The 26,704-nt window shown below is 39.0% G+C and carries 26 protein-coding genes; all 26 read right to left on the bottom strand.

Going from position 1 to position 26,704, the window contains the following annotated elements; genetic code table 11:
• Nucleotides 1-17: 17 nt before the first annotated feature.
• Complete coding sequence (gene uppS, locus ACFQZ9_RS06615; RefSeq protein ID WP_498942811.1) at nt 18-794, bottom strand: undecaprenyl diphosphate synthase family protein; 777 nt, start codon at nt 792-794, stop codon at nt 18-20.
• Nucleotides 795-1,066: 272 nt separating this feature from the next.
• Nucleotides 1,067-1,624: a ribosome-recycling factor gene (gene frr, locus ACFQZ9_RS06610; protein ID WP_498942810.1), complete on the bottom strand. Its 558-nt coding sequence runs from the start codon at nt 1,622-1,624 to the stop codon at nt 1,067-1,069.
• Nucleotides 1,624-2,349: a UMP kinase gene (pyrH, locus tag ACFQZ9_RS06605; RefSeq protein ID WP_198311213.1), complete on the bottom strand. Its 726-nt coding sequence runs from the start codon at nt 2,347-2,349 to the stop codon at nt 1,624-1,626. The genes frr and pyrH overlap by 1 nt, the downstream gene beginning before the upstream one ends.
• 86 nt (nt 2,350-2,435) lie before the next feature.
• Nucleotides 2,436-3,320 (bottom strand): translation elongation factor Ts, encoded by an 885-nt coding sequence (tsf, locus tag ACFQZ9_RS06600; RefSeq protein WP_498942809.1) that lies wholly within the window; start codon nt 3,318-3,320, stop codon nt 2,436-2,438.
• A gap of 187 nt (nt 3,321-3,507) precedes the next feature.
• Complete coding sequence (rpsB, locus tag ACFQZ9_RS06595) at nt 3,508-4,212, bottom strand: 30S ribosomal protein S2 (RefSeq protein WP_133332448.1); 705 nt, start codon at nt 4,210-4,212, stop codon at nt 3,508-3,510.
• 218 nt (nt 4,213-4,430) lie between these two features.
• The gene (gene codY / locus ACFQZ9_RS06590; RefSeq protein ID WP_198311211.1) at nt 4,431-5,210 is read right to left on the bottom strand and encodes a GTP-sensing pleiotropic transcriptional regulator CodY; all 780 of its coding nucleotides are present in this window, start codon (nt 5,208-5,210) and stop codon (nt 4,431-4,433) included.
• A gap of 115 nt (nt 5,211-5,325) precedes the next feature.
• Nucleotides 5,326-6,732, bottom strand: coding sequence for an ATP-dependent protease ATPase subunit HslU (hslU, locus tag ACFQZ9_RS06585; RefSeq protein WP_198311210.1), 1,407 nt, complete (start codon nt 6,730-6,732; stop codon nt 5,326-5,328).
• Nucleotides 6,733-6,752: 20 nt separating this feature from the next.
• On the bottom strand, nt 6,753-7,295 hold the full coding sequence (gene hslV / locus ACFQZ9_RS06580; protein WP_198311209.1) for an ATP-dependent protease subunit HslV: 543 nt from the start codon (nt 7,293-7,295) through the stop codon (nt 6,753-6,755).
• Nucleotides 7,296-7,555: 260 nt separating this feature from the next.
• Nucleotides 7,556-8,863 carry a methylenetetrahydrofolate--tRNA-(uracil(54)-C(5))-methyltransferase (FADH(2)-oxidizing) TrmFO gene (gene trmFO / locus ACFQZ9_RS06575; RefSeq protein WP_498942808.1) on the bottom strand — a complete coding sequence of 436 codons (1,308 nt, stop codon included), beginning with the start codon at nt 8,861-8,863 and terminating at the stop codon, nt 7,556-7,558.
• A gap of 168 nt (nt 8,864-9,031) precedes the next feature.
• Nucleotides 9,032-11,110: a type I DNA topoisomerase gene (topA, locus tag ACFQZ9_RS06570; protein WP_498942807.1), complete on the bottom strand. Its 2,079-nt coding sequence runs from the start codon at nt 11,108-11,110 to the stop codon at nt 9,032-9,034.
• Between the two features lie 462 nt (nt 11,111-11,572).
• Nucleotides 11,573-12,463 carry a DNA-processing protein DprA gene (gene dprA / locus ACFQZ9_RS06565; protein ID WP_498942806.1) on the bottom strand — a complete coding sequence of 297 codons (891 nt, stop codon included), beginning with the start codon at nt 12,461-12,463 and terminating at the stop codon, nt 11,573-11,575.
• An 86-nt stretch (nt 12,464-12,549) separates the two neighbouring features.
• On the bottom strand, nt 12,550-13,452 hold the full coding sequence (sucD, locus tag ACFQZ9_RS06560) for a succinate--CoA ligase subunit alpha (RefSeq protein WP_026574868.1): 903 nt from the start codon (nt 13,450-13,452) through the stop codon (nt 12,550-12,552).
• A 23-nt stretch (nt 13,453-13,475) separates the two neighbouring features.
• Nucleotides 13,476-14,636 carry an ADP-forming succinate--CoA ligase subunit beta gene (gene sucC / locus ACFQZ9_RS06555; RefSeq protein ID WP_198311205.1) on the bottom strand — a complete coding sequence of 387 codons (1,161 nt, stop codon included), beginning with the start codon at nt 14,634-14,636 and terminating at the stop codon, nt 13,476-13,478.
• Nucleotides 14,637-14,889: 253 nt separating this feature from the next.
• Nucleotides 14,890-15,666 (bottom strand): ribonuclease HII, encoded by a 777-nt coding sequence (gene rnhB / locus ACFQZ9_RS06550; RefSeq protein WP_198311352.1) that lies wholly within the window; start codon nt 15,664-15,666, stop codon nt 14,890-14,892.
• A gap of 53 nt (nt 15,667-15,719) precedes the next feature.
• A complete protein-coding gene (gene ylqF / locus ACFQZ9_RS06545) occupies nt 15,720-16,592 on the bottom strand; it encodes a YlqF/YawG family GTPase (protein WP_498942805.1) in 873 nt (290 codons plus the stop codon).
• 23 nt (nt 16,593-16,615) lie between these two features.
• Nucleotides 16,616-17,176, bottom strand: a complete 561-nt coding sequence (gene lepB, locus ACFQZ9_RS06540; protein ID WP_198311203.1) for a signal peptidase I — start codon at nt 17,174-17,176, stop codon at nt 16,616-16,618.
• Nucleotides 17,177-17,356: 180 nt separating this feature from the next.
• Complete coding sequence (rplS, locus tag ACFQZ9_RS06535; protein WP_026574863.1) at nt 17,357-17,701, bottom strand: 50S ribosomal protein L19; 345 nt, start codon at nt 17,699-17,701, stop codon at nt 17,357-17,359.
• Nucleotides 17,702-17,844: 143 nt separating this feature from the next.
• The gene (trmD, locus tag ACFQZ9_RS06530) at nt 17,845-18,588 is read right to left on the bottom strand and encodes a tRNA (guanosine(37)-N1)-methyltransferase TrmD (RefSeq protein WP_232490103.1); all 744 of its coding nucleotides are present in this window, start codon (nt 18,586-18,588) and stop codon (nt 17,845-17,847) included.
• Nucleotides 18,585-19,103 carry a ribosome maturation factor RimM gene (gene rimM / locus ACFQZ9_RS06525; protein WP_198311202.1) on the bottom strand — a complete coding sequence of 173 codons (519 nt, stop codon included), beginning with the start codon at nt 19,101-19,103 and terminating at the stop codon, nt 18,585-18,587. The genes trmD and rimM overlap by 4 nt, the downstream gene beginning before the upstream one ends.
• 14 nt (nt 19,104-19,117) lie before the next feature.
• Nucleotides 19,118-19,504, bottom strand: coding sequence for a YlqD family protein (locus tag ACFQZ9_RS06520; RefSeq protein WP_498942804.1), 387 nt, complete (start codon nt 19,502-19,504; stop codon nt 19,118-19,120).
• 93 nt (nt 19,505-19,597) lie between these two features.
• The gene (locus ACFQZ9_RS06515) at nt 19,598-19,828 is read right to left on the bottom strand and encodes a KH domain-containing protein (protein WP_198311200.1); all 231 of its coding nucleotides are present in this window, start codon (nt 19,826-19,828) and stop codon (nt 19,598-19,600) included.
• Between the two features lie 10 nt (nt 19,829-19,838).
• The gene (rpsP, locus tag ACFQZ9_RS06510; protein WP_198311199.1) at nt 19,839-20,111 is read right to left on the bottom strand and encodes a 30S ribosomal protein S16; all 273 of its coding nucleotides are present in this window, start codon (nt 20,109-20,111) and stop codon (nt 19,839-19,841) included.
• Between the two features lie 88 nt (nt 20,112-20,199).
• Nucleotides 20,200-21,552, bottom strand: coding sequence for a signal recognition particle protein (gene ffh / locus ACFQZ9_RS06505; protein ID WP_198311198.1), 1,353 nt, complete (start codon nt 21,550-21,552; stop codon nt 20,200-20,202).
• 12 nt (nt 21,553-21,564) lie between these two features.
• On the bottom strand, nt 21,565-21,897 hold the full coding sequence (locus ACFQZ9_RS06500) for a putative DNA-binding protein (protein WP_198311197.1): 333 nt from the start codon (nt 21,895-21,897) through the stop codon (nt 21,565-21,567).
• Nucleotides 21,898-22,104: 207 nt separating this feature from the next.
• Nucleotides 22,105-23,094: a signal recognition particle-docking protein FtsY gene (gene ftsY, locus ACFQZ9_RS06495; RefSeq protein ID WP_198311196.1), complete on the bottom strand. Its 990-nt coding sequence runs from the start codon at nt 23,092-23,094 to the stop codon at nt 22,105-22,107.
• Between the two features lie 17 nt (nt 23,095-23,111).
• A complete protein-coding gene (gene smc, locus ACFQZ9_RS06490; protein ID WP_498942803.1) occupies nt 23,112-26,678 on the bottom strand; it encodes a chromosome segregation protein SMC in 3,567 nt (1,188 codons plus the stop codon).
• Between the last annotated feature and the right edge of the window lie 26 nt (nt 26,679-26,704).

Raw genomic sequence — 26,704 nt, 5'->3', positions numbered from 1 at the left:
TTTCACACCTTTATGGACTATATTCCTCCAAATCGGCGCTGACGATTTTGAAATGTTTCAATCGCCTCAAGCAGATGCTCCTCACCAAAGTCCGGCCATAAAACCTCAGTAAACCAGAATTCTGTGTAAGCCAATTGCCAAAGCATGAAATTGCTTAGGCGAATTTCACCACTTGTTCGAATTAATAAATCAGGGTCCGTCATGTTTGCTGTCATCAAATACGAGGAAAAAACCTCTTCATTTAAATCATTTTCATTCATTATATCACTTCTGCAATCACTTACGACTTGTTTGACTGCATCCATGATTTCAGCCCTGCTTCCGTAATTCAGCGCAAAGTTTAAGACTAGTCCATTATTATTTTTTGTTTCTTCAATAGCTTTTTCAATCGCGTGTAATGTATGTACAGGGAGTTTATCTTTATATCCCATCATTTTCACTTGAACATTTTCTTCAATTAATTCAGGAAGGAACGTACCTAGAAATTCCTCAGGCAATTTCATGATATATTCCACTTCGTTTTTAGGACGTTTCCAATTTTCAGTTGAAAAAGCATATAAGGTTAAGGTTTTAATTCCAAGCTGATTAGCAAGACGTGTAGTTTTACGAACTACCTTCATCCCTTCATGGTGTCCTGCTATTCGTGGTAAAGCCCTTTTTTTTGCCCAGCGTCCATTCCCGTCCATAATAATGGCAACATGCTCAGGAATCGGTAATTTTTTAATCTGTTCTATTTTTTCTCGGAGTGTGGAAGAGTTATTTTGATTCTTCCAAAGCCTTATTTTATTAAACATGACAATGCTCCTCCAAATTAAGTTAATCATATACTCCGATAATAGATTTTTCTCTAATCGAACCAGTAATAAATCCTATGAATTATCATTTTAGCATGTTTTTATCATACCAAAAAAACATGAAGATATCTTCTAATAACTAACTTATGTAAAATATAAGGAATTAAGAATAATATTCAGAAAACTTCTTTTGATAAATCTTCAAAAATAATCTTAGCTCAAATAGTGAAAAGACCCCCTAAAATAGAGGGTCGCTCTGCCAAATAAATTGTTTATACTTCCATAATTTCTTTCTCTTTGTCTTTTGTAATTTTATCAATTTTATTGATATTTTCATCTGTCAATTTTTGAATATCATCAGAATAACCACGAAGATCGTCTTCAGTAATTTCGCCTTTTTTCTCTAACTTTTTCAAGTCTTCATTTGCATCACGACGCACATTTCGAATCGCTACTTTCGCTTCTTCTGATTCTTTTTTCACTAATTTAACTAGTTCTTTACGGCGTTCTTCTGTTAGTTGTGGAATCGCAATCCGGATGAGCATACCGTCATTTGATGGATTCAAACCTAAGTCGGATTTTAGAATCGCTTTCTCGATATCACCAAGAATGGATTTGTCATACGGCTGAATGACAAGAAGTCTTGCCTCAGGAGTTGTAATTCCGGCAACCTGGTTTACTGGAGTTGGTGCTCCGTAATAATCAACTGTAATCCGGTCTAATAGGGATGCACTTGCTCTTCCGGCACGAATGCTTGCAAGCTCACGTGTAAATGCTTGAATCCCTTTTGACATTTTATCTTTAGCGGTGGAGATGACTTGTTTTGGCATTAGTTTTTCCCCCTAACAATTGTTCCAATTTTTTCACCCATTACGGCGCGTTTAATATTCCCTTGTTCCATAATTGAGAAAACAATAAGCGGAATGTCATTATCCATACATAGAGAAGAAGCAGTGGAATCCATTACGGCCAATCCTTCTTTGATTACATCAAGATAAGAAAGCTCCTCATATTTAGTTGCATTTTTATCTATACGAGGGTCTGCAGAATATACCCCATCTACATTATTTTTTGCCATTAAAATTACTTCTGCATCAATTTCTGCTGCCCTTAGTGCTGCAGTTGTATCCGTTGAAAAATATGGATTTCCAGTACCTGCTGCAAAAATTACTACACGTTTCTTTTCTAGATGTCTTATTGCACGACGTCTTATATAGGGTTCTGCAACCTGCCGCATTTCAATTGAAGTTTGCACACGTGATTCAATCCCTAAATGCTCTAAGCTATCTTGAAGTGCTAAGGAATTCATTACCGTCGCCAACATTCCCATATAATCAGCCGTTGCCCGGTCCATGCCCATCTCACTGCCGATTTTCCCGCGCCAAATATTGCCGCCGCCAACAACAACAGCTACTTCAACTCCAAGTTCAGCAATCTCTTTTACTTGAGCAGCAATGGATTTAATCACAGAAGGTTTAATTCCAAAGCTCGACTCTCCCGCAAGTGCTTCCCCGCTTAATTTTAAAACGACGCGTTTGTACTTAGGACTTTCCATATAAACCTCCGAATTTTTGTTTATGTATTACCATTTAATTTCTTCATTCTTCAAAAATAGGGAACACAATGTGCTCCCTATTCAAATTATTTTTTATTTACTTGGTTCATAACTTCTTCTGCAAAGTTATCTTCACGTTTTTCGATGCCTTCGCCTACTTCATAACGAATGAATTCACGAACGGTAGCACCTTTTGATTCAACGAATTGACGTACTTTTTGGTCAGGGTTTTTAACGAATGCTTGGTCAAGAACACATACATCTTCAAAATATTTTCCTAGGCGGCCTTCAACCATTTTTGCAACGATATTTTCCGGCTTACCTTCGTTTAGAGCTTGCTGCGTTAAGATTTCGCGCTCACGCTCAACTTCTTCTTGTGATACTTGGTCACGAGAAACATATTTTGGATTTAACGCAGCGATATGCATGGAAACATCTTTTGCTGCACTTGCATCAGTAGTGCCTTCAAGTACAGATAATACACCGATACGACCACCCATGTGAAGGTATGCACCGAATGCATCATTATCAGATTTAGATACAATTACAAAGCGGCGAAGGGAAAGCTTTTCACCAATTTTAGCAATTGCAGCATTGATATGTTCAGAAACGGTTGCACCATTTTCCATTTTTTGTTCAGCAGCTTCTTCTACTGTTGCTGGTTTATTTTTTAGAAGGTGTTCAGAAAGTTCCTTAACAAGTGTTTGGAAACCTTCATTTTTTGCAACGAAGTCAGTTTCTGAGTTTACTTCAAGGATAACTGCTTCGTTTCCTTCTGTTAAAATGTAAGTTGTTCCTTCAGCAGCAATACGATCTGCTTTCTTTGCAGCCTTTGCAATTCCTTTTTCACGTAGGTAATCAATGGCTTTGTCCATGTCACCATTTGTTTCTGTTAATGCTTTTTTACAATCCATCATACCTGCGCCTGTTTTTTCACGAAGTTCTTTAACCATTTGAGCCGTTACTGCCATAATGTATTTCCTCCTTATATACTATGTATTCATATCTTAGCCAATCAAACCCAAGATAAACCTTCTTGCTTTTTAAACTACACCTTTGTTTGTTCTCCAAGAGGCTAGTTTAGACTTGAATTTTCTTTAAAAAAAGGTGATAAAGGGTCTCCCTCTTATCACCTTTTTGTTCGTTAGCACTATAGAATTAAGCTTCTACTGCTACTTCTTCACCTTGTTTAGCTTCAAGGATTGCGTCCGCCATTTTACCAGTTAATAATTTAACTGCACGGATTGCATCATCGTTAGCAGGAATAACTACATCGATTTCATCTGGATCACAGTTTGTATCAACAATTCCTACGATAGGGATGTTTAATTTCTTAGCTTCTGCAACTGCGATACGCTCTTTACGAGGGTCAATGATGAATAATGCATCTGGAAGCTGTTTCATATCTTTGATTCCGCCTAGGAATTTTTCAAGACGTTCTTGTTCTTTCTTTAATTGAACAACTTCTTTTTTAGGTAAAACATCGAAAGTGCCGTCTTCTGACATTCTTTCAATATCTTTTAAGCGGCCAATACGCTTTTGGATTGTTTCAAAGTTTGTTAATGTACCACCTAACCAGCGTTGGTTCACATAGTACTGACCAGAACGAGCTGCTTCTTCTTTAACAGAATCTTGAGCTTGTTTTTTAGTACCAACGAAAAGAACTGTTCCGCCGTTACCAGCAAGTTCTTTTACCCAGTTATAAGCTTCTTCTACCTTCTTAACTGTTTTTTGAAGGTCGATGATATAGATACCGTTACGCTCAGTGAAGATATATTTCTTCATTTTTGGGTTCCAACGGCGAGTTTGGTGTCCGAAATGTACACCAGCTTCAAGCAATTGCTTCATAGAAATGACTGACATGTTTTTTCCTCCTAATGGTTTGTTTTCCTCCGCTTATCTCATTTTTAAACAGAAACTGTTTTGTTTAACAGCACCGTCTGTTTAAATCAATAAGCGTGTGTATTAACACCATGAAATAATATAGCATAAATATAGAACACAAATCAAGAACTAGTTTCAAAAAATAGAATCCCCTATTTTTTGAAATAGGGGACTTATCTTTTTAAGTTTATTTTTTTTTAATTAGATCTTAATTTATCAAGCTCGACTAAGAACTTATCATTTAGGACTTTAATATACGTTCCTTTCATTCCAAGGGAACGGGACTCGATTACGCCTGCGCTTTCAAGCTTTCTTAATGCATTGACAATAACAGAGCGGGTAATCCCAACACGATCGGCAATTTTTGATGCAACTAATAAGCCTTCATGACCGTTTAATTCTTCAAAAATATGTTCAATTGCTTCAAGTTCACTATAAGACAGCGAACTAATTGCCATTTGTACAACTGCTTTACTTCTAGCTTCTTCTTCAATTTCCTCTGCTTTTTCCCGTAGGATTTCCATACCTACTACGGTAGCTCCGTACTCTGCAAGAATTAAATCATCGTCAAGGAATTGTTCCTGTACTCTTGCAAGGATTAATGTTCCTAATCGCTCACCGCCGCCGATAATCGGAACAACAGTCGTTAAGCCTTCAGGGAAAAGCTCTTTGTTTTCAACTGGAAATGCAGTATATTCACTATTAACATCAAGGTTTGGAGATGTTTCTTGAATATTGAATAAACCTTTCGTATATTCCTCAGGGAATTGACGCTCTTCCAACATTTTTGACATGCGTTCATTTTCAAAATGCTGATTAACCGCAAAACCTAATAATTTACCCCGACGGCTAACAACATAAATATTTGACTCAATTACTTCACTTAGTGTTTCAGCCATTTCTTTAAAGTTTACCGGCTTTCCTGCAGCCTTTTGTAATAACGCATTAATTTTTCTAGTTTTTGTTAGTAAATCCATGTGATTCTTCCTCCTAATGATCTGCAACCAATATTAAATTTTATGTGACAATCATCTTTTGAATATTAGGTGTTTATAATGTTTCCCCATAAGAAAGAGCTGGTAACACCCTCTTTTAAAGAATGAATTGACTTAAGTCCTTATTTTTTGAGATAGCTCCGAGTTTATCGTCGACATATTGCGGCGTAATCGTAATTTTCTCCATTGTAATATCAGGGGCTTCGAAGGATAAATCCTCCAAAAGCTTCTCTAATATGGTGTGGAGTCGTCTTGCACCAATATTATCTGTATTTTGATTTACTTCAAAAGCTACTTCAGCGATTCTACGAATAGCATCGTCAGAAAATTCAATTTGTATACCTTCTGTTTCCAATAATGCTTGATATTGCTTGATAAGGGCATTATCAGGCTCAATAAGAATCCTGAAGAAATCCTCTACATTTAATTTTGTTAATTCTACCCGAATCGGGAAACGGCCTTGCAATTCCGGAATTAAATCAGAAGGCTTTGCCATATGGAAGGCCCCTGCTGCAATAAACAAGACATGATCCGTTTTAACCGAACCATATTTGGTTACCACCGTTGACCCCTCGACAACAGGTAAAATATCTCTTTGAACCCCTTCACGAGAAACATCTGCTGATGATCCACCAGAATTCTTACTTGCAATTTTATCGATTTCATCAATAAAAATGATGCCATTTTGTTCTGCTCTGTAAACCGCCTCTGAGGTTACTTCATCCATATCAATTAACTTTTGGGCTTCTTCACTCGTTAATACTTTTCTAGCTTCACGGACAGTTAATTTTCTTTTTTTCCGTTTCTTTGGCATAAAACTGCTCAAGGCATCCTGCATATTCATTCCCATTTGTTCAATCCCAGAGCCTTGAAGCATATCAAACATGGATGGGGCCTGCTCTTCCACTTCAACAGAAACAATTTCATCCTCTAGTTGACCTAATGCCAGCTTTTCCTTAACAATTTTTCGCTTTTCGTTAATCGAATAATCATCCGTTTGCGGTGATTCTTGTTCACTTTGGGAGTTTCCACCGCCAAATAACATTTCAAGCGGATTTTTATAACCGGCTGTCTTCTTTGCTGACGGTACAAGCAGGTCTACAAGTCTGCTGTTTGCATTTTCCTCTGCCCGTTCCTTAACGTTAAGCATTCTTTCTTCTTTCACCAACCGAACAGAAGTTTCCACTAAATCACGGACCATAGATTCTACATCACGGCCAACATAGCCCACCTCAGTGAATTTGGTTGCCTCAACCTTAATAAAAGGAGCCCCGACTAGCTTAGCAATCCTGCGAGCTATTTCTGTTTTACCAACACCAGTAGGTCCAATCATTAAAATATTTTTCGGAATAATTTCATCCCGTAATTTTTCGGTTAACAAGCCTCTTCTATATCGATTCCTAAGTGCAACAGCTACAGCTTTCTTCGCATCCTTCTGCCCAATAATATATTGGTCAAGTCTCTCTACGATTTGGCGCGGGGTTAAATTTGTTGTTTTTCCCATTGATTAGGACTCCCTTCCCGTTATAGCTCTTCCACAATAATATTGTGATTCGTATACACACATATTTCAGCAGCTATTTCTAAAGAAGCTTTAGCAATTTCTTTAGCAGATAAATGATCCCCTGAGTATTTCTTTAAAGAGCGCCCCGCAGCTAAGGCATAATTGCCGCCGGAACCAATCGCTAGTATACCATCATCTGGCTCAATGACTTCTCCTGTTCCGGAAACAAGCAGCAAGCTTTCTCGATTCATAACAATCAGCATCGCTTCGAGCTTTCGCAGCATTTTATCGCTGCGCCATTCCTTAGCAAGTTCAACTGCCGCTCTTTGAAGGTTTCCATTATATTCTTCAAGTTTACCTTCAAATAACTCAAACAATGTAAAAGCATCCGCAACAGATCCAGCAAAACCGGCCAATACTCTGCCATTAAAAATCTTTCTCACTTTTCTTGCTGTGTGCTTCATTACAACCGCATTTCCAAATGTGACTTGCCCATCACCTGACATCGAACATTCACCTTTATGGTGAACCGCAAAAATCGTAGTAGCATGAAATTGCTCCATTAATTAAAACCCTCCTCTTTTGGAGTTTTCTATTTTCCGATTAACCCAACAATGAAAAAGCATAGTGAACTCCTTGTTCAAACGTGAACAATAAATGTACTAAAATCATGTTGAAAATGTTCAATTCTATATTTTGAGTAATTCTTCTCTATTTGTAAATAATCGAGATAGAATGTTAATAAAACATTCACATTTATCATGCTTCCAGCAAGCAAGGCCTACTAAATCGTAACATACTTCCATAGCCCTTGCAAGGAATTTTACAAAACTTTCATAAAGTTCTGAATTGTTTCTAGCGCTCTATTTGCATGCTGTAAATTTCTCTCTTGTTTCCCCTTAATTTTGACAGGTAATTCAGGAAAAAGTCCAAAATTTGCATTCATCGGTTGGAAATTTTTCGCATTAGTGGTGGTAATATAGTGTGCCATACTTCCAATTGCGGTTTCATCAGGAAACTCCAACGTTTCTTTCCCTTCAACTAAGCGGGATGCGTTGATTCCAGCAATTAATCCGCTAGCTGCTGATTCAACATATCCTTCCACCCCGGTCATTTGCCCTGCAAAAAATAAATCCTCCCGCTCACGGAATTGATAGGTGGCTCTCAAAACCTTAGGGGAATTAATAAATGTATTCCGGTGCATAACTCCATAACGAATAATTTCAGCATTTTCAAGCCCCGGTATAAGGCTGAGCACCTCTTTTTGTGCACCCCATTTTAAGTGAGTTTGAAATCCAACAATATTAAATAATGTTCCTGCAGCATCATCCTGCCTTAGCTGAATAACTGCAAAAGGTCTTTTCCCTGTTTTCGGGTCTTCTAAACCAACTGGCTTTAAAGGGCCAAAGAGCATCGTTTTCTTTCCCCTAGCCGCCATTACTTCAATTGGCATACAGCCTTCGAAAAAAATTTCCTTTTCAAATTCTTTTAATGGTACGGTTTCAGCAGAAATTAATGCTTCATAGAATCGGTTAAATTCTTCCTCTGTCATCGGACAATTTAAATACGCTGCTTCTCCCTTATCGTAACGAGATTTTAAATATACCTTATCCATGTCAATGCTTTCTTTTTCAATAATTGGTGCTGCAGCATCATAGAAATAAAGATATTCTTCACCTGTTAAATTCTTTAACTGCGCTGAAAGTTCAGGACTTGTCAGCGGTCCTGTTGCAATTACTGTCGGTCCTTCAGGAATTTTAGTTACTTCCTCATTAATGACCGTAACATTTTCATGATTTTTAACCAAGTTTGTTACTTTTGCCGCGAATTCATGCCGATCAACTGCCAAAGCACCACCAGCAGGAACTGAGCAGGCATCCGCTGCCGCGATTATGACGGAATCAAGCTTTCGCATTTCTTCCTTTAACACACCAACAGCATTTGTTAAGGTGTTTGCCCTCAAGGAATTACTGCAGACCAATTCTGCAAATTTATCTGTATGATGAGCAGGAGTTTGCTTAACAGGCCGCATTTCATAAAGGTGAACTTTAATTCCTCGTTTCGCAATTTGCCAGGCTGCTTCACTGCCGGCAAGTCCTGCTCCAATAACATTAACTGTCATTTCTTTCATGAATGTCCTCCTAGACCACTTTCTTAATTATGTAACCAAACATCTATACTATACTTTTCCCTCAATTTAGTCCATCTTGCATTTTACTATACGTTTCAAAAACAAAAAAGTTTTTTGGTTTAAAATATTTTTAATGTGAAGAAAAAAAGAGCAGGCATCCGCCTACTCTTAGCTTTGCTGCTCTTCCTTGTAATCGCATTTCGGACACTGTACTTGAACGCCTTTTTTTAATTTCTTTTCAACCAGATACGAATCGCATTTCGGACAGTTTCTTGGCAATGGTTTATCCCATGAAATGAAATCACATTCAGGGAAGCGGTCGCATCCGTAGAAAAGGCGTTTTTTCTTACTTTTTCTCTCAATGATATTGCCTTCTTTACAATTCGGGCAGGTAACCCCGATTTCTTTCACAATGGGTTTTGTATTACGGCAATCTGGGAAATTACTGCAGGCCATAAATTTACCGTATCGTCCCATTTTAAATACCATTGGGCTTCCACAGTTTTCGCAATCCTCACCTGCAGGCTCATCTTTTATTTCAACCGATTCCATTTCCTTTTCTGCCTTCTCTAAATCAACTTTAAAGTCCTTGTAGAATTCATCGATGATTTCCACCCAGCGGACCTTGCCGTCTTCAATATAATCTAATCCCTTCTCCATCCTAGCTGTAAATTCAACGTCCAGAATATCAGGGAAAAATTCCTGAATCGATTCATTAATAATTTCCCCCAGTTCAGTTGGAATGAACCGTTTATTGTCAAGGGCAACGTATCCTCTTTTTTGAATCGTATCCAATGTTGGTGCATAGGTTGAAGGACGGCCAATCCCCAATTCCTCAAGCGTTTTAACGAGTCTTGCTTCCGTATATCTCGGTGGGGGCTGTGTGAAGTGTTGCTTCGGCTCAATATCCTTTTGAAACACTTCATCTCCTTCCTTTAAATCAGGAAGCATATTATCCCTTTCTTCTACTTGATCGTCACTTCCCTCAACATACACCTTCATAAACCCGGGAAATTTTATCTTTGAACCCGTTGCACGGAAAATAACATTTCCATTTAGTAAATCTACACTCATCGTGTCCATAACAGCCTGAGCCATTTGGCTTGCTAGAAACCGTTCCCAAATTAATTTATATAGACGCAATTGGTCCCTTGATAAAAATTCCTTTAAACTGTTGGGATCTTTATACGTACTAGTTGGGCGAATTGCCTCGTGAGCATCCTGTGCACCTGCTTGTTTTTTCTCTTTTCTTTGTTCTTCTTTAAGGTATTGTTCACCATATTCGTCTTGAATATATTTAGCCGCCTCTGCTTGGGCAACATCAGAAATGCGGGTTGAGTCGGTTCTCATATATGTAATCAAACCAACGGTGCCTTCTTTTCCAAGCTCAATTCCTTCATATAGCTGCTGGGCTAACATCATAGTTTTCTTTGCCCGAAAATTAAGCTTCCGTGCAGCCTCCTGCTGAAGGGTCGAAGTGATAAAAGGCGGGGCAGGATTTCTTTTCCGTTCTTTCTTGGTAACAGCCGTTACCGTAAATTGATTGCCCTCCATTTGTTTCAAGACATTTTGAACATCATCTTCCGAATGTAATTCGATTTTTTCTTTACCCAAGATAGATTGGAACGATGCTCGAAATTGGCTTTTTCCCTTTACTACTTCTCCTTCTATGGTCCAGTATTCTTCCGGAATGAAAGCTTGAATTTCTTTTTCCCGATCAATAATCAGACTCACGGCAACCGACTGAACCCGACCTGCGCTTAATCCTTTTTTGATTTTTTTCCAAAGTAACGGGCTGATATTATAACCAACTAAACGATCAAGAATTCTTCTCGCCTGCTGGGCATCAACTAGATCCATATTGATTGGACGCGGATGCTTAAAGGAATCCTTTATAGCATCCTTTGTAATTTCATTGAAGACAACGCGGCAGTCAGAATTAATATCAACGTCCAAGCTATGGGCAAGATGCCAGGCAATGGCTTCCCCTTCACGATCCGGGTCAGCCGCCAGAAAGATTTTTTTTGCTTTTTTAGCAGCTGTTTTTAATTCTTTAAGAACAGGCCCTTTTCCCCGAATTGTAATATATTTCGGTTCAAAGCTTTTTTCAACTTCTACACCCATTTGGCTCCTTGGAAGGTCGCGGACATGCCCCATTGATGCTTTTACTTTATATTTATTTCCTAGATAACGTTCAATCGTTTTCGCTTTTGCTGGCGATTCTACGATTACAAGATAATCAGACATTCAGGTAATCCTCCTTAAGAGGGATAGAAGAACTGTGGAAGCGACTTGAAGCGGGCTTTAGCCTGTTTCTAAGATGCTTACAATTTGACAAGCTTTCCTTTTATTCCAATATTAAAAAATATGGACTGGAAAAATACTTTACAAAAATGACTTATCCCAAAGTTTTCGATTTATCGACAATATTATTCCTTGATATTCAAATTATGCTTATAATGAAAATTAAATATCAAAATATCCATTATTATTGAACATATTCCTTATTCTTGTCAATGAACATGTCATTTAAAGAAACCGTTTTCACCTGAAACGGCCTCTTTTTCCATCGATTCATCTGTTGGAAAATGTATAACAGAATAGAAATAATTTCAAGTTATTTAAGCTTATTTCTCCAAAAAATGTGAAAAAACCTTCTATGAATTAAATTTTTTATTCATTTTTTGCTTAATTTTTGTAAAATATGATTCATGATTTCAGTTCTTCTAATATATCCTCTGCACTTGTCACTAGCTTTGCCCCTTGCTGGATTAAATCGTTCGTCCCAATTGAAAAGGGATTAAATATGCTTCCCGGAAGTGAAAATACCTCCCGCCCCTCATTTACTGCGTAATTTGCCGTAATAAGCGACCCGCTTTTACGTTTAGCTTCTATTATAAAGGTGCCTTTTGACAGACCGCTGATGATTCGATTCCGTGCCGGAAAATGCCATTTGAGCGGCTTCGTATCCGGTGGATATTCTGAAATAATCAATTGGTTTTTCATCATTTCTAATGCAAGGTTCATATTTTCCTTAGGATAGATATGATATATACCACCAGCAATTACACCAATCGTCTTTCCACCATTTTTAATGGCAGTATCATGGGCAAGTGCATCTATTCCTTTAGCAAGACCACTGACAATGAGTACCCCGTCATCGATTAATTTTGGAAATATAAGCCTGATTGCATTTTTTCCGTAGAGTGTTGCCTGCCTAGAACCCACCACAGCAAGCTTTGGTTCTTTATCCAATAACGATATATCTCCTTTAGCAAATAATGCCCAAGGAGGCTGATAAATTTCCTTTAATACAGCTGGGTATTCTTTGTCAAAAATCGAAATAACAATAATTTCATTTGTTTTATATTGGCGGATTTGTTCATGAATAATCTCTGATTGGAAAGTTAGAATGGAAGTCTGACCCGTATCTTGAAAGGTATTTAAAGATGAAAAAGAAGATTTTTGTTGAGGTAATTGTGGATGCAGGTGATAAAGTGAATGAAGTGTGGGATCTTTTTTCAACATTTGATACACGGCATTCCAGGAAATATTGGGGTAATGGAGCAAGTGGATTAATTTTTCTTTAAAATCGTCCAAAATAGGACCCTCCCTATAAAATTTTTAAAACAGTAGAAATAGCCCCTCAAGATATGAGGGACTATCTGTTGGTCTAAGATGAATTCTTAGTGAGTTTTACACTTTTCGTATAAGCCTTGTTCTTTTAATGCTTCGATTAATGTTTCTCCCATTACGGAAGGAGTATCAGCAACTTTGATGCCGCATTCGTTCATGACACGGATTTTTTCATCAGCAGTACCTTTACCACCTGAAATGATGGCGCCAGCATGGCCCATACGCTTTCCTGGAGGTGCAGTACGGCCGCCGATGAAGCCGACAACTGGTTTTGTCATGTTAGCTTTTACCCATTGAGCCGCTTCTTCTTCTGCTGTACCGCCGATTTCACCAATCATGATTACAGCATAAGTTTCAGGGTCTTCATTAAACGCTTTTAATACGTCGATAAAGTTTGTTCCATTTACAGGGTCTCCACCAATACCAACAGCTGTTGTTTGACCGATACCTGCTTGTGTTAATTGATGAACTGCTTCGTATGTTAATGTTCCGGAACGGGAAACAACACCAACATGGCCTTTTGTGTGAATGTATCCAGGCATGATTCCAATTTTACACTCATCAGCCGTAATAACACCAGGACAGTTAGGTCCAACTAAGCGAGTTTTCTTGCCTTCCATATAACGTTTAACTTTTACCATATCCAGTACTGGAATATGTTCAGTAATACAAATAGCAAGATCCAATTCGGCATCAACAGCCTCAATAATGGAATCCGCTGCAAATGGTGCAGGAACGTAAATTACTGAAGCAGTAGCACCAGTAGCTTCAACAGCTTCTTTTACTGTATTAAAAACAGGTACGCCTTCTACCTCTTGTCCACCTTTACCAGGAGAGGTACCCCCAACGATTTTTGTACCATATTCAAGCATTTGTTTTGTGTGGAAGCGGGCAGTTCCACCTGTAATCCCTTGAACAATTACTTTGGTATCTTTATTAATAAAAACGCTCACGTTAATTCCCCTTTCTTAAGATCCTATTTCACTAATGAAACGATTTTTTGTGCTCCATCTGCCATGGATTCAGCAGCAGTAATGTTAAGGCCAGACTCAGCAAGGATTTTCTTACCTAACTCAACATTTGTTCCTTCTAAACGAACAACTAGCGGAATAGAAAGTCCAACTTGTTTAGCTGCCTCGACAACACCCTCGGCAATAACATCACACTTCATGATTCCACCAAAGATATTAACAAAAATACCTTTTACGTTTGGATCAGAAAGGATAATTTTGAATGCTTCCGTTACCTTTTCAGCAGTTGCACCGCCGCCAACATCAAGGAAGTTAGCAGGATCTCCGCCATAATGCTTAACGATATCCATTGTTGCCATTGCAAGACCGGCACCGTTAACCATACAGCCGATGTTTCCATCAAGTGCAATATAGCTTAAATCGTATTTAGAAGCTTCGATTTCTTTTGTATCTTCCTCTTCAAGGTCACGATATTCTAAAACATCTTTCTGGCGGTATAGTGCATTAGAGTCGAAGTTTAATTTAGCATCTAGCGCCATAACTTTTCCGTCACCTGTTACGACTAACGGATTGATTTCAGCAATTGAGCAATCCTTTTCAACAAAAGCACTGTAAAGACCTGTCATAAACTTTACAGCTTGATTGACTAATTCTTTTGGAATATTGATATTGAATGCAATACGGCGTGCTTGGAAAGGCATTAATCCAAGAACCGGGTCGATCACTTCTTTAAAAATTTTCTCAGGAGTTTTTTCTGCAACCTCTTCAATTTCTGTTCCGCCTTCTTCAGATGCCATTAAGACAACACGGGAAGTTGCACGGTCTAATACTAAACCAACATAGTATTCTTTTTTAATATCGCAGCCTTCTTCGATAAGCAAGCGTTTTACTTCCTTACCTTCTGGGCCTGTTTGGTGTGTAACTAAGGTTTTACCAAGAATTTCGTTTGCATATGTACGAACTTCATCAAGGTTTTTTGCCACTTTAACACCGCCAGCTTTACCCCGTCCGCCAGCATGGATTTGCGCTTTTACCACACATACTTGTGTGCCTAGTTCTTTTGCAGCTTCCACCGCTTCTTCAACTGTGAATGCCACTTTACCATTTGGAACTGCTACCCCATATTTTCTGAGGATTTCTTTCCCCTGATACTCATGGATATTCATTTCCCATCCTCCTATCAAACTCTTCAAAAAATTGACTCCGTTTACATTGTATATAATGTCACATACCTTGTCCACCATAATACATAAAAATTATATTCATCTTAAAAATACAAGTAAAACAATTACTTATTTAGCCAATTTCATCATATAAATCCTTCCATATATGGCAGACAATTATTTTTTTACCATAATAAAAAACAGGCCTTAGCCTGTTTAATAGCATATACCCTTTATACCTTTTTATGTATTGCCATCAATATTTTGCAATAGAATCTTTAATTGGCGCAAAACTTTTTCGGTGGTAAGGGGTTATCCCATATTTTTCTATAGCTAAAAGATGCTCTTTTGTCCCATAGCCCATGTTATGTTGAAAACCATATTCCGGATATTCATTCGATAATTCTTTCATCATCTTGTCTCTAGCCACCTTTGCAATGATGGAGGCAGCCGCAATGGAGACACTTTTGGCATCTCCTTTGATAATTGACTCGGCAGGAAAAGGAGTGTCGAGTTTCATCGCATCAATTAACAAGAAGTCCGGTTTAGGCCCTAAAGAAACAATGGCAGATTTCATCGCTTTTTTTGTTGCCTCATAAATATTTATTTTATCAATCTCATCAGCATGTACCATAGCGATACTTAGAGCAATAGCTTCTTTCCGAATAATAGCGTCATATTCCTCCCGCTTTTTTTCGGTTAGTTTCTTGGAATCATCAATACCCGGCAAGTAAAAGTCTTCCGGTAATATTACAGCTGCACACGCGACCGGGCCAGCCAGCGGCCCCCTTCCGACTTCATCCACACCAGCAATAAGCTGAAAACCTTCCGCCCGGCATTTTCGTTCATAATGATTCATTTCAAAAAATTTAGCTTGAAGAACTTGCTCTTGTTCCCGTCTTTTTTTCCATCGCTCAATAGCGGTTTGGACTCCTTTACGTTCATCACTTTTAAGCTCAAGAAGGAATGGATTTGAGTCATCTTCCATGGTCATTAAATGCGCTTCAATTTCAGCAATGGATAGTCTTTTCATATTGTTCACCTGTTTTTCCCCAAAAATAAAGCTCCCCCTAGGGAGAGCCTGATTTAGTTAGATTCTTCCTCAACGAAGAAATCCTTTGGCCGTTCAAACGTCAGCGGTCCAAATTTTTCTGATCTGATCTCACGGATTACGAGCTCAGCTACTTTATCGTAATCAACTAAGCCTCCGCCCATTAAACAACCTCTTAATTTCCCGATATGGTCAAACAACTCCACCACATCAGCAGGGACCTCATCAAGCTGATACCGCTCTTTTAAGCGGTCAGGGTAGGCTTTTTCCAAAAACCTAATCGAATAGATTGTCAGCTCCTGCAGGTTTAAGAGGGTATCCTTAATCGCTCCTGTAATCGCTAGCTTCCTTCCGACTTCTTGGTCTTCGAATTTAGGCCATAATATCCCCGGTGTATCCAGTAATTCCATTTCTTTACCGACTTTTATCCATTGCTGGGATTTTGTTACACCCGGTGTATTGCCGGTTTTCGCAATATTTTTTTTTGCCAGCCTATTAATTAGTGTAGATTTCCCTGCATTTGGGATACCGACGATCATCGCCCGAATCGCCCTGGGTTTTACACCCTTTGCTTTTAAGCGTGCAAACTTCTCTTTTAGGATTTCTTGGGCCGCCTGGGCAATTTCCCTCATTCCTACTCCTGCCTGTGAATTAATGGCAAGTGCACGGATTCCCTTTTCAGCAAAAAAGGCAATCCATTCCCTTGTTGCTTCTTTATCCGCCATATCTGCTTTATTCAATAAAACAAGTCTTGGTTTATGCTGAATAATTTCGTCGATCATTGGATTCCTGGAAGAATAAGGGATTCTCGCATCCACTAATTCAAAAATGATATCGACCAGCTTTAATTTCTCCGTGACCTCTCTGCGAGCCTTGGCCATATGGCCGGGAAACCATTGGATCGTCAAATTAGCCACCACCTCTCAGGTTTCTATTTTACTTTAATAATATGTGCATCTTTTAACGGCCAGTAAACAATGCTTGTCTTGCCGATTACTTTACTTAGAGGGACTGCACCAATATGGCGGCTGTCCTTACTGAACCGCCGATTATCTCCCATTACAAACAATTCGCCCTTTGGAACGGTCTTTTGACCTACAGCCGTTTCTTCGAGTTTAAATGACTCTGTTAATGGTCCATCCGTAACTTGTTTTTTATATTTATCTAAATACGGTTCTTTATACGCTTTCCCATTCACATATAGGGTATCATTTTTATATTCAATCCGGTCGCCCGGAAGTCCAATTACGCGTTTTATGTAATCTTTATGCTCAGGAGCATGAAAGACAATGATATCAAACCGATGCGGCTCCCCAATTTTATAGCTATACTTATTTACAATCATTCTGTCCTGATCTTTCAGTGTCGGCATCATCGACAATCCATCCACTACAATCGGGGCAAATAAAAAATAACGAATTACTGCCGCTAAGATAACAGCTATTAGAAGCGCTTTTGTCCATTCCCATAGTTCATTTTTCTTTTTTGTCATTAAATTCCCACCAATCTTTTGCAAAAAAATAAGTTTATAAAGCATATTTTACATAACTTCAAGAGATTTAACACGATGGGACAAAGTTTTTTAATGAAACTTTAATATTTAAACGCGGAAGTGCCTAATCATAAATCGATAGAAAAAAGAGCTTGCAGAGCAAGCTCTTTTTTTTTCATATTAGCGAATTTCTTTAATTCTTGCTTTTTTACCGCGAAGTTTACGTAAGTAATAAAGCTTAGCACGGCGAACTTTACCGCGACGAATAACTTCTAGCTTCGCAATTTTTGGTGTGTGTACTGGGAAAGTACGCTCAACGCCTACTCCGTAAGAAACTTTACGAACTGTAAAAGTTTCGCTAATTCCACCACCACGACGCTTAATCACAACACCTTCAAATAACTGAATACGCTCACGAGTACCCTCGATAACTTTTACGTGTACACGTACAGTATCCCCAGGACGGAACGCAGGAAGATCAGAGCGAAGTTGTTCTTTTGTGATTTCTTCGATTAATTTATGCATCGTATTCAACTCCTTCCAACAGATGCTCTTGCATATCTATTTACCTATTACCTGCAGCGGAACATCGTTATAAGACCAAACTGATAAACAACAGCCCAAGTCACAAATAGTATCATAACATAAACAGCAACACTGTGCAATAACTACTTGGATTCTTTTTTTACTTCTTGCAGCCATTTTTCCTGTTCATCGGTCAAATCTATCTTTTCTAATAAATCCGGCCTTCGTAACAACGTTCGTCTTAAAGCTTCTTTATTTCGCCATTCCTCTATTAATTTATGATTTCCGGACAATAAAACCTCCGGAACCTTTAAACCGCGAAAATCAGCCGGACGTGTATAATGAGGATGTTCCAAAAGTCCGGTGCTAAACGAGTCTTTCATATGAGACTCTTCATTTCCCAGCACTTCCGGTAATAGTCGGACAACACTATCAATCACAACCATTGCACCGAGTTCCCCGCCTGTTAAAACATAATCACCGATCGAAATTTCATCTGTGACAATTTTTTCGCGTATTCTTTCATCGTACCCTTCATAATGGCCGCAAATGAAAATTAAATGGTCCTCGCGAGCCAATTCTTCCGCTTTTCTCTGGTCATACCGTGTCCCCTGCGGGCAGAGTAAAATGACTCTCGTATTCGGACTGGATGCTTTTTCTTTTAGGTCCGCCACAGCATCAAAAATCGGCTGCGGTTTAAGCACCATCCCTGCCCCTCCGCCATACGGATAGTCATCAACAGTATTATGTTTGTTATCGGCATATTCACGGAAGTTCACCACATTATATTCCACCGCAGATTTTTCTGCTGCTTTGTTTAAAATGGATTGGCCCAATACTCCTGTAAACATCTCCGGAAAAAGAGTAAGGATGTCAATTTTCATCATGAAAGTAACCCTTCCATCGGTTCGATTAAAATGACCTTCTCTTTTACATCTACTTTCTTTACCACATCATGGATATAGGGAATTAATGTCTCCTTACCACCCTTACCTTTTACGACCCAAACATCGTTAGCACCAGGGGTTAAGATTTCAGTGACTTTACCAATTTCCTCACCTTTGGTTGTCGCAACCAAGCAGCCGATAATTTCGTGAAAGTAAAATTCATCTTCATCCAATTGACCAAGATAGGATTCCGGGACCTTTAAAATTCCATCCCTAAATTTTTCTACTTCATTAATATTTTCCAAACCTTCAAATGTCAGCAAATCAAAATTTTTATGGGAGCGGTGGCTTTTAACCTTTAATTCAATCGGGTCTTTTGCTTTCGGTAAAAATAAGTAAAGAACATTTCCAATTTTGTATCGTTCTTCAGGGAAATCGGTTTTCGATATTACTCTAACTTCCCCTCTGATGCCATGTGTATTGACAATCTTCCCGACATTAAACCATTTTTCCATGCCGCTAGTCACCTCTATCGTATTTCATTAATAATCCCGTCTCGGATAATAATCGTAGGTTGTCCGAATTTCTCATCCCATATGTCTCCAACCTTTATCTCGATCAGGGCTTGTACTTCTTTTTCCTTTAGTTCACTGCCTATAGGCAGAATATGTAATTGTTCAATTTGAAAATCAAGAAGCTTCTCCTTTTCCTGACGCATCTGGATTTCTTTTTCAAAATGTTTTTTCAATGCACTCGGTGAAAAATTCTTTGATTTTTCTAAACGTTTTAATTCAAAGAGAAGCTGATCCCGTTCCTTTTGAAGCTGCAGTTTTTGAGCTTGAAATTTTTCAAACAGGTTTTCCTTGCTCTTTTCCGTTAATACCTGCTTAACCACAACAGATTGAATAATTTGCATGATCTGCCTCCTATACTCAGCTTATTTAAGCTTAAAAAAAGTTAGCAAAAAAGGGAGGATTTATATTCCTCCCTTTAATCTAGATGCAAAAAGCTATTCACCAATTTCTAGAAATATTTTCTTCTGTTGTGATGATCCTGCTGCATAGACAACAGTTCTAATGGCCTTTGCAACGCGCCCCTGCTTTCCAATCACCTTACCAATATCCGTCTTGTTGACGGAAAGATGATACGTGATTCGCTGATCCTCTTCCTTAACATCGACGCGAACGTCTTCCGGAAAATCAACCAAAGGCTTAACAATTGTTTCAATCAATTGTTTCATTTGCGAATCCTTACTTGCTTAATTTTGCATTATGGAATTTTTCCATGATGCCTTGGTTAGAGAAAAGGTTACGAACTGTATCAGACGGTTTTGCACCATCTTGTAACCATTTAAGAGCTAATTCTTCGTTGATTTGAATTTGAGCTGGTTGTGCAACTGGATTGTAAGTTCCAACGACTTCAATGTAACGTCCATCACGTGGTGAACGAGAATCTGCTACTACGATACGATAGAAAGGAGTTTTTTTAGCTCCCATACGTTTTAAACGAATTTTAACTGCCATTTTATATAAGCACCTCCGAATATGTTTCACACAAGAAATAATATTAACAGAAAGAAATTAGCTTGTAAAGGTTTTTCTCTTTACGCGTTTAGAAAGGCTTAAACGGAAACTTAAATCCGCCTTTTTTCTTTCCCTTTTGCTGCATCCCTGACATTTGTTTCATCATTTTTTTCATGTCTTCAAATTGCTTGAGCAAGCGATTGACTTCAGGGACTGTTCTACCGCTTCCTTTGGCAATCCTTCTTTTGCGTCCTGAGTTCATGATTTCCGGATGGATTTTTTCTTCTTTGGTCATCGAGCGTATAATCGCCTCAACATGAGCAATTTGCTTTTCATCAATTTGAAGATTATTCAAACCTTTAATCTTGTTGGCCCCCGGCATCATTTTTAATAATTCATCAAGCGGTCCGAGATTACGAACCTGACCTAATTGTTCCAAAAAGTCATCGAGGGTGAAGGATGCAGTTCTCATTTTTTGTTCGAGTTCTTTTGCCTTTTCCTCATCGACATTTGCCTGAGCTTTTTCAATAAGCGTCAGTACATCCCCCATGCCTAGAATTCGCGAAGCCATCCGTTCTGGATGAAACGGTTCAAGCGCATCCATTTTTTCACCTAAACCGACGAATTTAATCGGGGTTTGGGTAACGGCGCGAATCGAAAGGGCAGCACCACCACGGGTGTCACCATCAAGCTTGGTTAACACTACGCCAGTTAACCCAAGAGTTTCATTAAAGCTTTGGGCAACATTGACAGCATCTTGACCCGTCATTGCATCGACAACAAGAAAGATTTCATCAGGTTTTGTAAGTTCCTTAATGTCCTTCAACTCGTCCATTAAAGTTTCATCAATGTGAAGTCGTCCGGCCGTATCAATTAAGACATAATCATGATGCTCTTCCTTTGCCTTTTCAATGGCTTGCTTCGCAATTTCTACCGGACTTACTTGGTCACCAAGTGAGAAAACCGGCACGTCTAATTGTTTACCAAGCGTTTCCAGCTGTTTTATTGCGGCTGGACGATAAATATCGGCTGCAACAAGCAATGGTTTGCGGTTATACTTTTTCCGAAGTAGGAGCGAAAGCTTTCCAGTAGTTGTTGTTTTACCTGCCCCTTGCAAACCAACCATCATAATCACAGTCGGAGGGCGATTCGAAACTGCAATTTTACTTTGCTCTCCACCCATTAATTCTGTCAACTCTTCATTGACGATTTTAATGATTTGCTGTCCCGGAGTTAGGCTTTTTAGGACTTCCTGTCCTACTGCCCGTTCACTGACTTTTTTGACAAATTCTTTGACAACCTTGAAGTTTACGTCGGCTTCTAATAAAGCTAGACGAACTTCTCTCATCATTTCTTTTACATCCGCTTCAGAGACTTTCCCTTTACCGCGGATTTTTTGAATAGTACTCTGCAGTCGGTCGGCTAATCCTTCAAACGCCATTCATGCCGCCTCCTAATCCAGTTTTTCAAGCTCAGCTACTGCTTCAAGCATCGCCTGCTTTGAAGGGTGTTCTGCGTTAAGCAATTCTCTTACATGCTTTAATAGATTGCTGCGCTCTTGAAATTTCTGAAACAGCAGCAGCTTTTCCTCATACTCCTCAAGCATTGCTTCCGTCCGTTTAATATTGTCATAAACGGCTTGACGGCTGACATTATACTCTTCCGCAATTTCTCCTAGTGAGTAATCATCTAAGTAATAGAGAGACATATAGCTTTGCTGCTTTGGAGTTAACAACGAATAGTAAAAATCATAGAGATAATTCATCCGTGTTGTTTTCTCAAGCATGCTCATCCCTCCTGTTGTTAAGTGAAAAGCCTTTACAAATGTAGTTTACACAGTGGACCTGTCCCTGTCAAGATAAGGCCTTTCCAACGTTACGTGATTCATATTTTTACAGATTTCCTTTTAAGCTATCTTAAATTAGTCTGTTGATTTAGATAGACTTTTTAAAAAAGGAAAGCAGTACTTTGAAAATACTGCTTTCTAAAGAAATCATTCTTCTGTCTTTTCTACTTCGTCGGCAAATAATCCGTATACATATTGTTCCGCATTAAATTCTTGCAGGTCATCCATTTTTTCACCTAGGCCAACGAATTTTACTGGGATTTTTAATTCGTTGCGGATGGCAAGGACAATTCCGCCCTTTGCTGTTCCGTCTAACTTTGATAATACGATCCCGCTTACATTCGTTACTTCTTTAAAAGTTTTCGCCTGGATAAGCGCATTTTGACCTGTAGTTGCATCAAGAACAAGGAGAACTTCATGTGGCGCGCCGGGAATTTCCCGTTCGATTACCCGTTTGACCTTCTCGAGTTCCTTCATTAAATTCACTTTATTTTGCAATCGTCCCGCTGTATCACATAATAGAATATCTGCTTTACGGGCTTTGGCTGCTTGAATTGCATCATACATAACCGCTGCCGGGTCAGAACCCTCCGCTTGCTTGATTACTTCAACACCTACTCTCGAGCCCCATACTTCAAGCTGTTCAATTGCACCGGCACGGAAAGTATCCCCGGCGGCCATCAGGACCTTTTTCCCTTCACTTTTGAACTTATGTCCCAACTTTCCAATCGTTGTTGTTTTCCCAACCCCGTTGACACCTACAAATAAAATAACGGTAAGTCCCTCTGGTTGAATATTTAACTCCGAAGATAGCTCTTCACCCGCATTATAAATATCCACCAACTTTTCGGAAATCACACTTTGAACTTCTTTCGGATCTTGAATGTTGCGGCGTTTTACTTCCATTTTCAGTTCATCAATTAATTCCATTACTGTTTCAAAGCCCACATCCGCCTGAATGAGGATTTCTTCCAATTCTTCAAAAAAGTCCTCATCGACTTTACGGTATCTGGCAACAAGGTCGTTTACCTTACCGGAAAAACTATCCCGTGTTTTTGTAAGACCTTCCTTAAACTTTTCCGTAACAGAATCCGCTTGTTTCGTGATTTTCTCTTTTAATTTTTTAAAAAAGCTCATGATTTCACTTCCCTATCTTAAGATTCAACAAGCTCCTTCGTTTCCTCTAGCCGAACCGATACAAGCTTTGAAACACCTGATTCCTGCATTGTTACTCCATAAAGAACATCTGCCTCTTCCATCGTCCCTTTTCGATGAGTAATGACAATAAACTGGGTTTCTAAGCTGTATCGTTTTAAATATTGACTAAAGCGGTGAACATTTGCCTCATCAAGGGCTGCCTCGACCTCATCAAGAATACAAAACGGCACCGGCCTAACCTTTAAAATTGAAAAAAGCAAGGCTATGGCGGTTAACGCCCTTTCTCCTCCGGATAGAAGTCCCAGGTTCTGCAGTTTCTTCCCCGGAGGCTGGGCAACAATTTCTACGCCAGTATTTAATAAATCCTCTGGTTCTGTAAGTCTTAAATCGGCGCGGCCGCCGCCAAACAAGGCACGAAATACCGGTTCAAAATGATTTCGGATTCCCTCAAACGTCTGTTCAAACCGCTTTTTCATTTCCAGATCCATTTCTTCAATCACTTGAAAAAGTGTTTCTTTTGCTTCTTGGAGATCGTTTTTTTGTTCATTTAAAAATTCATATCTCTCTGAGACTCGTTCATATTCTTCAATCGCCCCAAGATTCACATTGCCAAGCTCTTCGATTGCCAATTTAATTAACTTTACCCTTTTGCGGGCTTCCTCAATTGGAACCATTAACGGGAACTGTTCTTTCGCCCCTTCAAAAGATAATAAATATTCTTCCCTGAGGTGGCTCAGACGGTTTTCAAGTTCTACATCCAAACGATTAATTTTGACTTCTTCATCCTTTAACACTTCAGTCATTCCACGGTGAAGACGCTTAAGCTCCTTTGCTTCGAGCTCTAAATCCTCTAGAACTGTTTGCAGTTCCAAGCGTTCTTTTCTTCTTGATGAGATAAGCTCTATCGTTTCTTGTTTATCCTGTTGCTTCCTGACTACTTGTTCTTCCAATCGTTCCTCTCCTGAAGAGCTGCTAGTCATTTCTGACGAAAGCAGCTGCAAGTCGTCCGATAAAATCGCTAATTTTTCTTCGCTTTCAGCTAAATCTTCCTTTGTAATCGAAAAACGTTCTTTTGCACTCGTCAACTGCTCATTTTTAGAAGCAAATTCAACCTTTAATTCATTCATTTCATTTGTTAAGGTTTCTTTTGAAGATAAATCATTGGTCTTTTGCTCGGTTAGCTTTGCAATAAGCTCATCCAGGCCGGCAATCTTCTCTTGATAGGTTTCAAGATCATCGGATAATTCACCTTTTCTCTCTGTTAAACGATCTCGTTCCTCGAAAAATTGGCCTTTTTCTAAGTCATAGATGCTTAAACGCTCATTTATATTCTTTTCCTCAAGCTCAGCGCCATGTAAATCCCCTTTTAGTGATTGCTCGTTTACCCTTAATTCCTCACCGGTTTTACGAATTTCTTCAAGAAGACCTTCATTTGTTTGAACCTCTTCTTTTAGTGCTTTCACCGTTTTCTCTAATCCAGAGGTTTTTTCCTCCATTACCGTGAGCTTTGTTTTCAAATCTTCTAGCTCACCTTTTCGTGTTAACAGCGAGGAATTCTTTTGCTTAAGGGCACCGCCTGTCATGGAACCGCCAGGGTTTACAATATCGCCGTCAATCGTTACGAAGCGGCAGCGATATTGAAGGATTTTTGCCAATTCATTGGCACCCTTTAAGTCTTTTGTGATCACCACATTGCCAAGAAGATTATTCATTACTTCTGTGTATTTTTGGTCGAACTGGACTAGACTTACTGCAGTTCCAATGAAGGAAGGATGATTTTCGATGGAAGACAGTTGGGAAGATGACAATGTCCGTCCTTTTATGACGCTAAGCGGTAAAAAGGTCGCGCGTCCAAACGAATTTTGTTTTAAAAATTGAATGGCCATTCGTGCATTTACCTCTGTATCAACAACGATATGTTGCAATGCACCTCCAAGGGCTGTTTCAAGGGCGGTCTCATATTGTTTTGGCACCGTTACAAGTTCAGCAACTGCACCTTCAATTCCGGATAACTTTTTCCCACGTGCCTTTAAAACCTCTTTAACGCCTTGGAAAAAGCCCGAAAAGTCCTCTTCCATTTCCTCAAGCATTTCTTTTCTTGATTTAGCCTGTTGCAGTATTTGATAAGCTTGATACAAGGTTTTTTCTTGCTTTTGGTAATTGTTTTTAGCGGACTCCAGCTTCTTTTGCTGCTCGCGGAATAATACAACATGATCGCCCAGCTTTTTCTGGATTTCTGCTAATCCGTTTTGAATGGATAACTTTTTCCCTGCAGCAATTTGGCGTTCCTCAATAAATCTGCTATTTTCCTCGTCAAGCCGTAAGTTCTTCTTCTCTTGCTGCTCAAGCTGCTGGACAATCATCCTTAATTCATTTTTAGCTCCGGCCTGATCATTCAGTAATTCAATATATTCACTTTTTAATGATTCAATTTTTTCATCCATGTTTTCTGTGAATAATTGGAGCTTCTCCTGCTTTTCCTTTAACCGGGCTTTTAGTGATTGTGCCTGCTCACTTAAAAATCGAACCGACTCTGCTTGCATATCGCGATTCTTTTTAAGCAGGTCCACCTTCTCCGTTAGTTCAGAAATATTTTTGATTAATTGGTCTTTATTCTGAGCAGCATTTTTCTTTCGTTCCTTTAAAACCTGCTTCCTGCCCTCCAATTTTTCAAGTTCTTCACTTGCATAAAGGAGAACATTTTGTAAATCAGAAACCGACTCATCTATGGCTGTTACATGATCCCTTGTTTCAGCAATTTGAGCCTCTTTCTTTTGCAGCTGGGTTGAGAGCTTTAATTCTTCTTGTTGATGCTCTTCTAGCAGATGAGTTAGCTTTTCCCACTTTTGATGGAGTTCTTCAATTTCATAAACCGTTAATGCTACTTCAATTTTTTCAAGCTCTTCTTTCTTCTCTAAAAAGTCTTTTGCCATCGATGCTTGAATTTTAAGCGGTTCTACCTGGCTTTCAAGCTCGTAAAGAATATCTGTCACTCGATTCAAATTCTCTTGTGCTTCCGACAGCTTCCCTTCAGCTTTTTTCTTACGATTTTTATATTTTAATACTCCGGCAGCTTCTTCAAAAATTGTTCTTCGGTCTTCCGGTTTACTATTTAAGATTTCTTCAACCTTTCCTTGACTGATAATGGAAAAGGCTTCCCTTCCTAATCCGGAATCCATAAAAAGATCTACAATATCCTTAAGTCTGCACGGCTGTTTATTAATAAAATAGTCACTATCACCAGAACGGGATACTCTTCTTGTTACACTAACTTCATTATAATCAATCGATAACCCCTGGTCCTGATTATCTAAAGTTAGAGTTACTTCAGCAATATTAAGTGGTTTTCTCGAATCACTCCCGGCAAAAATAATGTCTTCCATTTTTGCCCCTCTTAATGATTTTGCTGATTGTTCTCCCAATACCCAGCGAATTGCATCCGTAATATTACTTTTTCCACTGCCATTTGGCCCAACCACAGCCGTTACGCCAGGGACAAAATCCACTCCGATACGGTCAGCGAATGATTTAAACCCAATGATGTCCAACCGCCTTAAAAACATTTGAAAATCCTCCCTTAAAGCGCGTT

The sequence above is a fragment of the Neobacillus sp. GCM10027624 genome, from assembly GCF_042675345.1.
Taxonomy (GTDB): Bacteria; Bacillota; Bacilli; order Bacillales; family Cytobacillaceae; genus Neobacillus; species Neobacillus cucumis_D.
The sequence above is the reverse complement of the archived record's forward strand: the minus strand, read 5'-3'. Positions and strand labels throughout refer to the sequence as shown.

What these genes read in the sequence shown, in the direction of transcription:
- uppS (WP_498942811.1), bottom strand. Translation starts at nt 794, where the DNA reads ATGTTTAATAAAATAAGGCTTTGGAAGAATCAAAATAACTCTTCCACA.
- frr (WP_498942810.1), bottom strand. Translation starts at nt 1,624, where the DNA reads ATGCCAAAACAAGTCATCTCCACCGCTAAAGATAAAATGTCAAAAGGG.
- pyrH (WP_198311213.1), bottom strand. Translation starts at nt 2,349, where the DNA reads ATGGAAAGTCCTAAGTACAAACGCGTCGTTTTAAAATTAAGCGGGGAA.
- tsf (WP_498942809.1), bottom strand. Translation starts at nt 3,320, where the DNA reads ATGGCAGTAACGGCTCAAATGGTTAAAGAACTTCGTGAAAAAACAGGC.
- rpsB (WP_133332448.1), bottom strand. Translation starts at nt 4,212, where the DNA reads ATGTCAGTCATTTCTATGAAGCAATTGCTTGAAGCTGGTGTACATTTC.
- codY (WP_198311211.1), bottom strand. Translation starts at nt 5,210, where the DNA reads ATGGATTTACTAACAAAAACTAGAAAAATTAATGCGTTATTACAAAAG.
- hslU (WP_198311210.1), bottom strand. Translation starts at nt 6,732, where the DNA reads ATGGGAAAAACAACAAATTTAACCCCGCGCCAAATCGTAGAGAGACTT.
- hslV (WP_198311209.1), bottom strand. Translation starts at nt 7,295, where the DNA reads ATGGAGCAATTTCATGCTACTACGATTTTTGCGGTTCACCATAAAGGT.
- trmFO (WP_498942808.1), bottom strand. Translation starts at nt 8,863, where the DNA reads ATGAAAGAAATGACAGTTAATGTTATTGGAGCAGGACTTGCCGGCAGT.
- topA (WP_498942807.1), bottom strand. Translation starts at nt 11,110, where the DNA reads ATGTCTGATTATCTTGTAATCGTAGAATCGCCAGCAAAAGCGAAAACG.
- sucC (WP_198311205.1), bottom strand. Translation starts at nt 14,636, where the DNA reads ATGAATATCCATGAGTATCAGGGGAAAGAAATCCTCAGAAAATATGGG.
- rnhB (WP_198311352.1), bottom strand. Translation starts at nt 15,666, where the DNA reads ATGAAAAGACTATCCATTGCTGAAATTGAAGCGCATTTAATGACCATG.
- lepB (WP_198311203.1), bottom strand. Translation starts at nt 17,176, where the DNA reads ATGACAAAAAAGAAAAATGAACTATGGGAATGGACAAAAGCGCTTCTA.
- rplS (WP_026574863.1), bottom strand. Translation starts at nt 17,701, where the DNA reads ATGCATAAATTAATCGAAGAAATCACAAAAGAACAACTTCGCTCTGAT.
- trmD (WP_232490103.1), bottom strand. Translation starts at nt 18,588, where the DNA reads ATGATGAAAATTGACATCCTTACTCTTTTTCCGGAGATGTTTACAGGA.
- rimM (WP_198311202.1), bottom strand. Translation starts at nt 19,103, where the DNA reads ATGGAAAAATGGTTTAATGTCGGGAAGATTGTCAATACACATGGCATC.
- ACFQZ9_RS06520 (WP_498942804.1), bottom strand. Translation starts at nt 19,504, where the DNA reads ATGCAAATTATTCAATCTGTTGTGGTTAAGCAGGTATTAACGGAAAAG.
- ACFQZ9_RS06515 (WP_198311200.1), bottom strand. Translation starts at nt 19,828, where the DNA reads ATGAAACAATTGATTGAAACAATTGTTAAGCCTTTGGTTGATTTTCCG.
- rpsP (WP_198311199.1), bottom strand. Translation starts at nt 20,111, where the DNA reads ATGGCAGTTAAAATTCGTTTAAAACGTATGGGAGCTAAAAAAACTCCT.
- ffh (WP_198311198.1), bottom strand. Translation starts at nt 21,552, where the DNA reads ATGGCGTTTGAAGGATTAGCCGACCGACTGCAGAGTACTATTCAAAAA.
- ACFQZ9_RS06500 (WP_198311197.1), bottom strand. Translation starts at nt 21,897, where the DNA reads ATGCTTGAGAAAACAACACGGATGAATTATCTCTATGATTTTTACTAT.
- ftsY (WP_198311196.1), bottom strand. Translation starts at nt 23,094, where the DNA reads ATGAGCTTTTTTAAAAAATTAAAAGAGAAAATCACGAAACAAGCGGAT.
- smc (WP_498942803.1), bottom strand. Translation starts at nt 26,678, where the DNA reads ATGTTTTTAAGGCGGTTGGACATCATTGGGTTTAAATCATTCGCTGAC.